The sequence below is a fragment of the Zavarzinia sp. genome, assembly GCF_041650655.1.
Classification (GTDB): Bacteria; Pseudomonadota; Alphaproteobacteria; order Zavarziniales; family Zavarziniaceae; genus Zavarzinia.
In genome coordinates, this window is the sequence record NZ_JBAZKR010000001.1 from 90,227 (window position 1) to 102,949 (window position 12,723).

Sequence of the window (12,723 nt, forward strand, 5' to 3'; positions counted from 1 at the left end):
GCCATGATCGTCGCCGACAGCTTCAAGAGCCGCCGCGTCGCCGTCTTCGGACTGGCGCGCACCGGCGTTTCCGCGGCCAAGTCCCTGCTCGCCGGGGGCGCCGAAGTGGCCGCCTGGGACGACAAGCCGGCCGCCCGCGACAAGGCGGCTGCGGAAGGCGTGCCCCTGGTCGACCTCCGCGCCGCCGACTGGACCACGTTCGCCGCCCTGGTGCTGGCGCCCGGCGTGCCGCTGACCCATCCGGTGCCGCACGACGTGGTCACGCTGGCCAAAGCCGCCGGTGTGCCCGTGATCGGCGACATGGAGTTGTTCGCCCGTTCGAGCCAGCGTCTGCCCGGCACCCGCGTCGTCATGATCACCGGGACCAACGGCAAGTCGACCACCACGGCCCTGATCGCCCATCTGCTGGAAGCGGCGGGTGTGCCGGTCGCGGTCGGCGGCAACCTGGGCACGGCGGTGCTCGACCTCGATCCGGTGCCGGCCGGCGGCGTTTACGTCTTCGAAGTCTCGTCCTATCAGATCGATCTTCTGGATAGGCTGACGCCGGATGTCGGCATCCTGTTGAACATCACGCCGGACCATCTCGACCGTCACGGCGGCATGGACGGCTATATCGCGGTCAAGGAACGGCTGTTCCGCGACCAGTCGGCGGCCCAGGTGGCGGTGGTCGGACTCGACGACGCGGCTTCGGCCGGCATCGCCGACCGGCTACGCGCCAAGGCACGAAGGGTCACCGGGCTCGCCGTCGGCCGTGTGCTGGGCCAGGGTGTCTCGGCCAAGGACGGCACGCTCTTTGAGAACGGCGAGGCGGTCTATGACCTGACGACGCTGGACCGGCTGCGCGGGGCGCATAATTGGCAGAATGCGGCGGCGGCTTTCGCGGCGCTGCGCGGCCTGGGCCTGCCGCGCGCCGCGGCCTTGGCCGGGCTCGCCAGCTTCCCGGGCCTCGCCCATCGCATGGAACTGGTCGCGGTCCGGGGCGGCATCCGCTTCGTCAACGACAGCAAGGCGACCAATGCCGATGCCGCGGCCAAGGCACTGGCGGCCTATGACCACATCTATTGGATCGCGGGCGGCAAGCCCAAGGCGGGCGGCATCACCAGCCTCGGCGAGTTCTGGCCGAAGATTTCCCGCGCCTATCTGATCGGCGAGGCAGCCCAGGATTTCGCCGCGACGCTGGACGGCCATGTGCGCCATGCGATCGTCGGCACGCTCGAGGCCGCGGTCGCGACCGCGGCGCGCGATGCCGCGGCCGACGGGGCGGCGGCACCGGTCGTGCTGCTCTCGCCCGCCTGCGCCTCCTTCGACCAGTTCAGCGATTTCGAAGCGCGGGGCGAGCGCTTCCGCAGCCTGGTGCAGGCCCTCGGGGAGGCGGCGGCATGACCACCTTCACCTTCGCCCGCACGGACAATTCGGTCGTCGGCCGCTGGTGGTGGACCGTCGACCGCTGGGCCATCCTGGCGCTCACCGTGCTCATCGTCATGGGCATGGTGCTGACGCTGGCGGCGAGCCCGGCGGTGGCCGAGCGGATCCACGTCGATCCGTTCCATTTCGTGCGCCGGCAGGTGATCTTCCTGGTGCCTTCCGTCATCGTCATGTTCGGCATTTCCCTGATGAGCCCGGAGCAGGTCCGGCGCTTCGCCGCGCTGGCCTTCCTGGGGGCCTTGGCGGCGCTGGCGGCGACCCTGGTGATCGGGGCCGAGATCAAGGGCTCGCGCCGCTGGATCGGCGTCGGCGCGCTCTCGGTGCAGCCGTCCGAATTCGTCAAGCCCACCTTCGTCGTCGTCTCCGGCTGGCTGCTGGCCGAACGCCAGCGCCATCCGGGCTTTCCTGGTGGCATCCTGTCGGCCGGGGCTTATCTCGTCGTGGTCGCGATCCTGTTGATGCAGCCCGATTTCGGCCAGACCATGCTGCTCTCCATGATGTGGGGCGTGCAGCTTTTCGTCGCCGGGCTGCCCATCGTGATCGTGCTGGCGCTCGCCGCCGCGGGCACCGTCGGCGCCGTGGGTGCCTATTTCCTGCTGCCTCACGTGGCCTCGCGCATCGACCGCTTCCTCAACCCCGAAGCGGGCGACAACTACCAGACCGAACGCGCCTTCGACGCCTTCGTCTCGGGCGGGGTCTGGGGCCGGGGCCCGGGCGAGGGGACGGTGAAGCGCATCCTGCCCGACGCCCATACCGACTTCATCTTCGCCGTCGCGGGCGAGGAATTCGGCATGGTCGCCTGCCTCGTGTTGGTCGGCATCTTCGCCTTCATCGTGCTGCGCCTGCTGTCCCGCCTGTTCAAGGAGAACGATCCCTTCGTGCTCTATGCCGGCGTCGGCCTGGTCGCCCAGTTCGGCCTGCAGGCCTTCATCAACATCGGCGTCAACCTGAACCTGCTGCCGGCCAAGGGCATGACGCTCCCCTTCATCTCCTACGGCGGCTCGTCCATGGTGGCGCTCGCCTTCGGCATGGGCATGCTGCTCGCCCTGACCCGCAGCCGGCCCGGCGTCGGCGGCTTCGGAGGCTACCGATGAGCCGGGCGGGGACCTTCGTGCTCGCCGCCGGCGGTACCGGTGGCCATGTCATGCCGGCCCAGGCGCTGGCGGCCGAGCTGCGCCGCCGCGGCCATGCCGTCGCGGTGATGACCGACGTGCGCGGTGCCAAGTTCCGCGCCGGCTTCGGCGATGCGCCCTTCGCCGTGCTGCCGGCCGGCGCTTTCGCCGGGCGGAGCCCGATGGCGCGCCTCCGGGCCGTGGCCGACATCCTGCGCGGCGTGCTCCAGGCCCGGCGCCTGTTGAAGCAGTGGAACGCCGCGGTGGTGGTCGGCTTCGGCGGCTATCCTTCGCTGCCGCCCATGCTGGCGGCACTGAGCCGGCGCGTGCCGACCTGCCTCCATGAACAGAATGCAGTGCTCGGCCGGGTCAACCGGCTGATCGCGCCGCGGCTGTCGGCCCTCGCCATCTCCTTCTCGGCGACCCGGGGGCTCGGTGCCGGCGACAAGGCCCGCGCGGTCGTGACCGGCAACCCGGTCCGGCCGGAGATCCTGGGCATCGCGCCTTACGCCGCACCGTCCGAGGACGGGCCGTTCCGCCTCCTGGTGCTGGGCGGCAGCCTGGGCGCCCGGATCATGAGCGAGGTGGTGCCGGCGGCGCTCGCCCTGTTGCCGCCCGCGCTGAAGTCGCGCCTTCAGGTGACCCAGCAGGCGCGCGCGGAAGAGGCGGGGCCGGTCGCCGCCGCCTATGAGGCCGAAGGCATCGCCGCCGAACTGGCCCCCTTCTTCGCCGACGTGCCGGCCAGGCTCGACCGCGCGCATCTGGTGATCGCCCGCGCCGGCGCCTCGACCGTGGCCGAACTGGCGGCGGCGGGGCGGCCCTCGATCCTGGTGCCGCTGCCCAGTGCCGCCGACGACCACCAGACGGTGAACGCCGCAGCCCTGGCCGATGCCGGCGCCGCCTTCAGCGTGCCCCAGAGCGACTTCACCCCGGCGGAACTGGCCAAGCGCCTGCAAAGGCTGGCACTGGCCCCCGCCCGCCTGGCCGAAGCGGCGGTCGCCGCCCGCGGTCAGGCCCGCGTCGACGCGGCCTCGCGCCTCGCCGATCTCGTCGAAGCCCTGGCCGCGGCACCGCGGCGCGGGCGTATTGCAGAAAGGGTTGCCGCATGAGGGCGCTCCCGCTCGACATCGGGCCCATCCATTTCGTCGGCATCGGCGGCATCGGCATGTCCGGCATCGCCGAGGTCATGTACAACCTCGGCTACCGCGTGCAGGGCTCGGACCAGGCCGACAACGCCAATGTGAAGCGGCTGCGCGAGGCGGGCATTCCCGTCGCCGTCGGCCATGCCCCGGAAAACCTGGGCGAGGCGCAGATCGTCGTCATTTCCTCCGCCGTGAAGCCCGGCAATCCGGAGCTGGACGCGGCGCGCGAGCGCTTCATCCCGGTCGTGCGCCGGGCCGAGATGCTGGCCGAGCTGATGCGCCTTCGCTGGTGCGTCGCGGTCGCCGGCACCCACGGGAAGACCACGACGACCTCCATGGTCGCCGCCATGTTCGATGCCGCCGGCCTCGATCCGACCGTGATCAACGGCGGCATCATCAACGCCTATGGCACCAACGCCCGGCTCGGCGCCGGCGACTGGATGGTGGTCGAGGCGGACGAGAGCGACGGTACCTTCACCAGGCTGCCGGCCACGATCGCGGTCGTGACCAACATCGACCCCGAACATCTCGACTTCTACGGCACTTTCGACAAGGTGCGCGAGGCGTTCCACCAGTTCGTCGACAATGTGCCCTTCTACGGCTGCGCGGTGCTCTGCGTCGACCATCCCGATGTGCAGGCCCTGATCTCGGCCGTGCCGGACCGCCGCATCATCACCTATGGGCTGAGCCCGCAGGCCGACATCCGGGCGATCAACGTTCGCTTCGCCGCCGGTGGTGCGACCTATGACGTCCAGATCACCGAACGGGCGACGGGCGCGAAGCGGATCATCCGCGAGCTGCGCCTGCCCATGCCGGGCCAGCACAATGTGCTGAACAGCCTGACCACCATCGCGATCGCCCGCGAAATGGGCTTCGACGACGACGTGGTGCGCAAGGCACTGGCCACCTTCGCGGGCGTGAAGCGGCGCTTCACCAAGACCGGCGAAGCCTATGGCATCACCGTGATCGACGATTACGGCCACCACCCGGTCGAAATCGCCGCCGTGCTGCGCGCCGCCCGTACCGCCTATGCGGGCCGGGTGATCGCGGTCGTGCAGCCGCATCGCTACAGCCGGCTGCAGAGCCTGTTCAACGACTTCTGCACCTGTTTCAACGATTCCGACACGGTGATCGTGGCCGACGTCTATGCCGCCGGCGAACAGCCGATCGAGGGGGTCGACCGCGACCATCTGGTGGCCGGCCTGCGCGACCATGGGCATCGCCATGTCATCCCACTCTCCGGCCCCGACAAGCTCGCCGAAGTGGTGGCGGGTGTGGCGCGGCCGGGCGACCTCGTGGTCTGCCTCGGTGCCGGCAACATCACCCAATGGGCGGCGGCCCTGCCGGGCCAGCTCGAAGCCCTGATCGCGGCCAAGCCGCGGGCGGCGGAGCGGGGATGATGATGACCGAGACCCGCCCCCTCGACCTCGCCGAACGCCTGCCGCCCCTGCGCGGCCGGGTCAGCCCCGGCGCGTCGCTGGCGGGCGTCACCTGGTTCCAGGTCGGCGGCCCGGCCGAGGTCATGGTGCGGCCGAAGGACCTCGACGATCTGGTCGCCCTGCTGAAGGGGCGGCCGGCCGGCGTGCCGCTTCTGGTGATCGGCGTCGGTTCCAACCTCCTGGTCCGCGACGGCGGGCTCGACGGCATCGTGGTGCGCCTCGGCCGGGGCTTCGCCGGCATCGCCGCCGAACCGGGCGAGCGGCTCCGCGTCGGCGCTGCGGCGCTCGACCTCAACGTCTCGCTCGCCGCCCGCGATGCCGGCATCGCCGGGCTCGAATTCCTGCGCGGCATCCCGGGCACCGTCGGCGGCGCCTTCAGGACCAATGCCGGCGCCTATCAGGGCGAACTGGCGCAGGTCCTGGTCGAAGCCACGGTGGTCGACGGGCAGGGCCAAGTCCGCGTCGTGAAACCCGAGGAATTCCGTTTCTCCTATCGCCATTCCGATTTCCCCGCAGACTGGATCGTGGTCGAGGCCGTGCTCCAGGGCCGCAAGGGCGATCCCGCGGCGATCGGCGCCCGCATGGACGAAATCGCCGCGGCGCGCGAGGAATCGCAGCCGGTGCGCAGCCGCACGGGCGGCTCGACCTTCAAGAATCCGCCCGGCGCCCGGGCCTGGGAACTGATCGATGCCGCCGGCTGCCGGGGCCTTTCGCGCGGCCCCGCCGTGGTCTCGGCCCGGCACTGCAACTTCCTGATCAACGAGGGCGGCGCTTCCGCCGCCGACATCGAAGGCCTGGGCGAGGAAGTGCGCCGCCGGGTGTTCGAGAAGTCGGGTGTTACTTTGGAGTGGGAAATCATGCGTATCGGGCGCTTCGCGGCCCCCGCGCGGGAGGTGACGCCATGAGCGGCAAGCCTCATGTCGCGGTGCTGATGGGCGGGCTCTCGACCGAGCGCGAGGTCAGCCTGAATTCGGGGGCGGCCTGCGCCAAGGCGCTGCGCAACGCCGGTTACACGGTGACCGAGGTCGACGTCGGCCGCGACGTGGCGCTCCGCCTCGCGGAAGTGAAGCCCGACGTCGCCTTCAACGCGCTGCATGGCCGCTTCGGCGAGGATGGCTGCGTTCAGGGCGTGCTCGAACTGATGCAGATCCCCTATACCCATTCGGGCGTGCGCGCCTCCGCCGTGGCGATGGACAAGCCGGCGGCCAAGGTGGTTTTCGCCGCGGCCGGCATCCCGGTGGTCGACGGCGTCGTCTCGACCGCGGGCGAGGCGGCGGAACGCCACCTGATGAAGCCGCCCTATGTCGTGAAGCCGACCAACGAGGGCTCCTCGGTCGGCGTTCATATCGTGCGCCCGGGCGACAATCACTATCCCCGGGGTCTCACCGAATATTGGGTGGCGACGAAGCCCGTGCTGCTCGAGCGTTTCGTGCCGGGTCGCGAGCTCACCGTCGCCGTGATGGGCGACCGGGCGCTGGCCGTGACCGAGATCCTGCCGAGCACGGAATTCTATGATTACGAGGCCAAATATGCCGCCGGTGGCTCGCGCCACGTGGTGCCGGCGCCCCTGCCCGAAGCGGTGACGGAGAAGGCCAAGGCACTCGCCGTCGCGACCCACAAGGCGCTCGGCTGCCGCGGCGTCAGCCGGACCGACTTCCGTTACGACGACACGGAAGGCAAGGGCGGTCTCTTCGTTCTCGAACTCAATTCCCAGCCGGGCATGACCGCGACCTCCCTGGTTCCGGAACAGGCGGCGCACCTGGGCATGAGCTTCGAGGAACTGGTCACCTGGATGGTGGAGGATGCGTCATGCGATCGCTGAGCGGCATCTTTGGCGGCCCCAAGGGCAAGCGGGCGCGCAAGCGCCGGGTGGTCGAACCGAAGCGCCGGCCGTTCGGCGAGGCGATGGCGCGCGGCCTGCCCGGCCTCGTCAACATGGGAACCAGGGGCAAGGTCCTGCTGGGCGGTGCCGGCGTCACTGTCGCGGTGGTCGCCCTGCTCGGCATCACCGGCAAGCTCGCCGATATTCGCGACAATGTGGCGATCGGTTTCGCCCGCCTCGCCCATGACGAGGGCTTCGTGGTGCAGAGCGTGACGGTCTCCGGCCGCAGCGTTGTCAAGGCATCGGACGTGCTCGCCGCCCTCGACATTTCGCGCGGCGACGACATTCTCTCGATCGACCTCGAAGCGGCGCGCGAGCGGCTCATGAGCCTCTCTTGGGTGCAGGCCGCCTCGGTCGAGCGGCGCCTGCCCGATGCGATCCATGTGACGCTGGTGGAACGCCGGCCGATGGCACTCTGGCAGATCGACGGCAAGATGCACCTGGTCGATCAGAACGGCATCGCCATCGAAGGCGAGGGGGCGCAGCTCGCCCTCTATTCCAAGCTGCCGCTGATCGTCGGCGACGATGCGCCGCGCTATGCCGCCGAACTGATCGACCTGATGGCGCGCGAGCCGGTGATCGGCTCCCACGTCCAGGCGGCGGTGCGCGTCTCCAAGCGGCGCTGGAACCTACAACTGGACAACGGGGTCGAGATCCGCTTGCCGGAGGACGGCATGGCCGTTGCCTTCGAGCGGCTCGCCTCGCTCGAGAAGACGGAACGCCTGCTGTCGCGCGACATCACCATGGTCGACCTGCGCCAGCCGGACCGCCTGGTCGTTCGCCTGTCGGACGGGGCCGTCCAGCAGCGCGCCGCGGCTCCGGCCAAGAACACCTGAGCCCGCGCAGAGGAGGGGATAACGCATGGCCGCCGCCCGAAACGCCCTGGTCGCCGCACTCGATGTCGGCTCGACCAAGGTCGCCTGCTTCATCGGCCGCATCGATGCGACCGGACAGGTGCGCGTGGTCGGCATCGGGCATCATGCGAGCCGCGGGATGCGCGCCGGCACCGTGACCGACATGGAGGCGACGGAACATGCGATCCGCGCCGCGGTCGAGACGGCGGAACGCATGGCGGGCGAGACCATCCGCGACGTCTTCGTCTCCTTCTCGGGCGGGCTGCCGCAGTCCCACACGATCGGGGTCGAGGTTTCGATCGCCGGCCACGAGGTGGGTGACGGCGACATCCGCCGAGTCCTCGAACAGGGCAACCGCGTGCGGGCCGAGGCGCCCGACCGCGAGCTGATCCACGCGATCCCGGTCGGTTACACGATCGACGGTTCGCGCGGGATCCGCGATCCGCGCGGCATGTTCGGCGAACGCCTCGGCGTCAACATCCACGTGGTCACGGCACAGTCCGGCCCGATCCGCAATCTCTCGGTCTGCATCAGCCGGGCCCATCTGGGCGTCTCCGGCATCGTGCTGGCGCCCTACGCCTCGGCGCTGGCCTGCCTGGTCGAAGACGAGATGGACCTCGGTATCACACTGATCGACATGGGCGGCGGCGCCACCTCGATCGCGGTCTTCTACGACGGCAGCCTGGTCCATACCGCGGTGCTGCCGGTCGGCGGCTCCCATGTGACGAACGACATCGCCCGCGGCCTGCTCACGCCGACCGCTCATGCGGAACGCATGAAGACCCTGTTCGGCAGCGCCGTTCCAGGTGCCAATGACGACCGCGAAGTGATCGACGTGCCGCAGATGGGCGAGAGCGACCACGGCGCCGCCAATCATGTGCCGCGTTCCGTGCTGAACGGCATCATCCGCCCGCGCATCGAGGAGACCTTCGAACTCGTGCGCAACCACCTGCGCGAGAGCGGCTTCGACAGGGTCGGTGGGCGCAAGGTGGTGCTGACCGGCGGCGCCTCGCAGCTCCAGGGGGTGCGCGAACTGGCCGCCTCGGTGCTCGACAAGCAGGTCCGCATGGGCCGGCCGATCCGCATCCAGGGCCTGGCGGAGGCGACCGGGGGGCCGTCCTTCTCGACCGCGGCCGGACTTCTTTCCTATGCCGCCAAGGCGCCGATCGAGGCCGTGCTCGGCGCCGGCGAAGACAGCGGCGCCAAGCGTATCAAGCGCATCGGCCGCTGGCTGAAACAGAACTTTTGAGTTTGTAACCATTCAAGGATCACCGGCCCGAGGGCCATTTGGTTAAGGAGAGCACCATGACGATCTCGCTGGGCGTGCCCGAGTCGACCGAGCTGAAGCCCCGCATCACCGTCTTCGGCGTTGGCGGGGCCGGTGGTAATGCGGTCAACAACATGATCGAGGCCCGGCTGGAGGGCGTCGAATTCGTGGTCGCCAATACCGATGCGCAGGCGCTGTCCAACAACAAGGCGCCGCGCAAGATCCAGCTCGGTGCGGCGGTGACGCGCGGCCTGGGCGCCGGCTCCAAGCCGGAAGTCGGCCGCATGGCGGCGGAAGAGACCATCGACCAGATCGTCGACGCGCTGGCTGGTTCGAACATGGTGTTCATCACCTGCGGCATGGGCGGCGGAACGGGCACGGGGGCAGCCCCGGTCGTGGCGCGGGCCGCGCGCGAGCAGGGCATGTTGACCGTCGGCGTGGTCACCAAGCCGTTCCAGTTCGAGGGCAGCCACCGGATGCGCACGGCGGAGACCGGCATCGAGGAACTGCATCAGTATGTCGACACGCTGATCATCATCCCGAACCAGAACCTGTTCCGTCTCGCCAACGAGAAGACCACTTTCGCCCAGGCCTTCGCCATGGCGGACAACGTGCTGCATTCGGGCGTGCGCGGCGTCACCGACCTGATGATCATGCCGGGCCTGATCAACCTCGACTTTGCCGACGTGCGCACGGTGATGAGCGAGATGGGCAAGGCCATGATGGGCACGGGCGAGGCTTCGGGCGACAAGCGAGCGATCGAGGCGGCCGAAGCGGCGATCTCCAACCCGCTGCTCGACGACGTCTCGATGAAGGGCGCGCGCGGCGTGCTGATCAACATCACCGGCGGCATGGACATGACCCTGTTCGAGGTCGACGAGGCGGCGAACCGGATCCGTTCCGAAGTCGATCCCGATGCCAACATCATCGTCGGCTCGACCTTCGACATGGAGATGGAAGGCCGCATGCGCGTCTCGGTCGTGGCGACCGGCATCGAGTCCGAATCGGCGATCCAGCGCCTGACCCAGCCGGCCATGACCAACATCAGCCGGCCGCAGCAGCCGGCGCAGGCGCCGTCGGCCGCGACTTCGCCCGTGCTCCGTCCCGCCGCGGTGGCGGCGGCGACGGCGGCGGCGACGGCCCCCGGCTTCACGCCGCAGCCGATGACGGCCCCGGCCGCCGCGGTGGCCCAGGCCCAGCCGATCGAGGTTCCCGTGCAGCAGCCGATGGCGGCGGTCGCGGAAGCGCCGATGCCGGCGGTCGCCCCGGCGCCGGCCCCGGCGCCCTATGGCCAGATGGACCAGCAGCGCGTTTCCCTCGGCGGCGCCCAGCCGATCCGCGAGACGATGGAACCGGCGCCGGCCCGGCGCAGCGGCTTCAAGTCGCTGATCGACCGGGTCACCGGCGCCCGCGCCTCCCATGCCCAGCCGGAACGCGTCGCGGCACCGACCCTGCAGTCGCCCCAGGCGGTCTATGGCCAGTATGGCCAGCGTCCGGCTTACGGCGTGGCCCCGCAGGGCCAGGCCGCGGCCGTCTCGGTCGGCCATGCTCAGGCCCCGATGGCGCCGGCACCGATGATGCAGGCGCCGGCACCCCAGGCGATGCAGGCTCAACCCATGCTGCAACAGGTGACCCAGCCCGCGCCGGCGCCTCAGCCGCCGCAGGCCCAGAACCCGAACCTGCTCGGCCGCATGGAAGGAACCGAGCGTGCGGCGCAGCAGCGCAACACCGACGATCAGCTCGAAATCCCCGCCTTCCTGCGTCGCCAGGCCAACTGAGGGATTGTCGCAAAGTTGCGGAAGGTTCTGAAAAATCCATTAAAATCAATGGGTTGGCCTTGTAACCTTCCGTAACAAAGAGTGATTTGAGAAGACCGGTGCCAGCCCTTAAATCTGGCACCGGATCTTTTTTGCGGATGCACAGAGTCCGTCCCGACTCGATGTTCCGTTGCTTGGGCGATGAGGTTTCCCGTGATCGTACTCGAGGCACAGAAAACGGTGGCCAGGCCGGTGTCGCTCGACGGTGTCGGGCTGCACTCGGGCCGCCCCGTCCGGGTCACGATCCTGCCGGCGCCGAGCGATCACGGCATCCTGTTCCGCCGCGTCGACGTCACCGACCGCGACAATGTGATCCCCGCTCGTTTCGAACAAGTCTGCGACACCATGCTGTGCACCGAGCTGGTGAACGGCGCGGGCGTCCATCTGCGTACGGTCGAACATCTGATGGCGGCTCTGGCCGGCCTGCACATCGACAATGCGGTGATCGAGGTCGACGGCCCCGAACTGCCTATCCTGGACGGTTCGGCCGCCCCCTTCGTCGCCATGATCGAGCGGGTCGGTACGGTCGACCAGCGGCCGCCGCGCCGCGCCATCAAGATCCTGAAGCGGGTCGAATACCGGGTCGACGGCAAGATGGCCGCGCTGGAGCCGGCCGACGGCTTCACCATCGATTTCGAGATCGAGTTCCCCTCGAAGGCGATCGCGCGGCGCAACGGCTCCTATTCGATCGATCCGGCCGATTTCGCCGGCCTGCTGTCGGGCGCGCGGACCTTCGGCTTCCTGCAGGAAGTCGAATATCTGCGCTCCAAGGGCTTGGCCCTGGGCGGTAGCCTGGACAATGCGGTGGTGGTCGACGGTGACGCCATCCTCAATCCCGAGGGCCTGCGCTTCGAGGACGAATTCGTCCGCCACAAGGCGCTGGACGCCCTGGGCGACCTCTATCTGGCGGGCGCGCCGATCATCGGCCGTTTCGTCGGCTACAAGTCGGGTCATGCGCTGAACAACAAGCTGCTGCATATGCTCTTCGCGGACCGTACCGCCTGGACCTATGTCGCGGCGGTCGAAGAGGTCGAGGGCCGGCTGGGTGCCGCCTGGACCGAGGCCAGCGTGGCCGCACCTCTCTGATCCTGGTCTGCTGATCTTCCGCGGCGGCCCTCCGGCCGCTGCACCCGGGATGGCGACAACGGCGGTTGCGGCAACGCGACCGCCGCTTGCATTCTGGCCCCGCGCGACCCCGAAAATGGGGCGGCCGGGGGGAAGCATGGACAGGGCGAAGGGGCGGGGCCGGCCGGGCCTCGCGGTGGCGGCCGGCATTGTCGGGGGCGGCGTGCTCGCGCTCTGCCTGGCGGTCGGCCAGGCGCAGCAATACAGCGGACAGCAGATCTTTTCGGCCTCGGACGCCGATATAGGCAAGACCCAGGGCGCGCTCGACCAGATGTTCCTGGGTCTCAACCGCGGCACCGGCCTCGAAGCCTTCGATTCCGCGAAATATTACGAAGGCCGCTTCTCGAACGGCATCACCTATGCCGAGATCCTGCCCGGCAAACTCGGCTATGCCTATGATCCGGCGACCAATTACGCCTGGGGCGGGGCAGCCACCGGGCCCTATGCGCTGGCCCTGCCGGTTGCCAACGACAATAATGTGGCGAGCCTCGAAGCCCTGCTGGCCAATCCGACGGTGGAGGGCCTGACCGCCCTGATCCAGACCATGGTGACCGAGGTGCCGGAACTGGGCGAGGATCCGACCACGGTGCCGGAAGCCGTCGTCTTCCAGCTCGTGCCCGGCCAGCATTCGATGACGACTCAGGTCGACGACTATCTGGC

10 protein-coding genes and 1 pseudogene are annotated in these 12,723 nt (G+C 69.4%); all 11 read left to right on the forward strand.

The window, feature by feature from the left end; all coding sequences use genetic code 11:
- Positions 1-3 precede the first annotated feature (3 nt).
- The gene (gene murD / locus WC493_RS00455; protein ID WP_373061366.1) at positions 4-1,383 is read left to right on the forward strand and encodes a UDP-N-acetylmuramoyl-L-alanine--D-glutamate ligase; all 1,380 of its coding nucleotides are present in this window, start codon (positions 4-6) and stop codon (positions 1,381-1,383) included.
- Positions 1,380-2,519, forward strand: a complete 1,140-nt coding sequence (gene ftsW, locus WC493_RS00460; protein WP_373061368.1) for a putative lipid II flippase FtsW — start codon at positions 1,380-1,382, stop codon at positions 2,517-2,519. The genes murD and ftsW overlap by 4 nt, the downstream gene beginning before the upstream one ends.
- Positions 2,516-3,646 (forward strand): undecaprenyldiphospho-muramoylpentapeptide beta-N-acetylglucosaminyltransferase, encoded by a 1,131-nt coding sequence (murG, locus tag WC493_RS00465; protein ID WP_373061370.1) that lies wholly within the window; start codon positions 2,516-2,518, stop codon positions 3,644-3,646. The genes ftsW and murG overlap by 4 nt, the downstream gene beginning before the upstream one ends.
- A complete protein-coding gene (gene murC / locus WC493_RS00470) occupies positions 3,643-5,079 on the forward strand; it encodes a UDP-N-acetylmuramate--L-alanine ligase (protein WP_373061372.1) in 1,437 nt (478 codons plus the stop codon). Before murG ends, murC begins: the two co-directional genes overlap by 4 nt.
- The gene (gene murB / locus WC493_RS00475) at positions 5,079-6,023 is read left to right on the forward strand and encodes a UDP-N-acetylmuramate dehydrogenase (protein ID WP_373061386.1); all 945 of its coding nucleotides are present in this window, start codon (positions 5,079-5,081) and stop codon (positions 6,021-6,023) included. The genes murC and murB overlap by 1 nt, the downstream gene beginning before the upstream one ends.
- Complete coding sequence (locus tag WC493_RS00480; protein WP_373061374.1) at positions 6,020-6,940, forward strand: D-alanine--D-alanine ligase; 921 nt, start codon at positions 6,020-6,022, stop codon at positions 6,938-6,940. Before murB ends, WC493_RS00480 begins: the two co-directional genes overlap by 4 nt.
- Positions 6,928-7,836, forward strand: coding sequence for a cell division protein FtsQ/DivIB (locus WC493_RS00485; RefSeq protein ID WP_373061376.1), 909 nt, complete (start codon positions 6,928-6,930; stop codon positions 7,834-7,836). The genes WC493_RS00480 and WC493_RS00485 overlap by 13 nt, the downstream gene beginning before the upstream one ends.
- Positions 7,837-7,861: 25 nt before the next feature.
- Positions 7,862-9,103, forward strand: coding sequence for a cell division protein FtsA (ftsA, locus tag WC493_RS00490; RefSeq protein WP_373061378.1), 1,242 nt, complete (start codon positions 7,862-7,864; stop codon positions 9,101-9,103).
- A gap of 56 nt (positions 9,104-9,159) precedes the next feature.
- The gene (ftsZ, locus tag WC493_RS00495; RefSeq protein WP_373061380.1) at positions 9,160-10,899 is read left to right on the forward strand and encodes a cell division protein FtsZ; all 1,740 of its coding nucleotides are present in this window, start codon (positions 9,160-9,162) and stop codon (positions 10,897-10,899) included.
- A 192-nt stretch (positions 10,900-11,091) separates the two neighbouring features.
- Positions 11,092-12,024 carry a UDP-3-O-acyl-N-acetylglucosamine deacetylase gene (gene lpxC, locus WC493_RS00500; protein ID WP_373061382.1) on the forward strand — a complete coding sequence of 311 codons (933 nt, stop codon included), beginning with the start codon at positions 11,092-11,094 and terminating at the stop codon, positions 12,022-12,024.
- A gap of 136 nt (positions 12,025-12,160) precedes the next feature.
- A pseudogene (locus WC493_RS00505) lies at positions 12,161-12,723 on the forward strand (hypothetical protein); the annotation flags it as partial.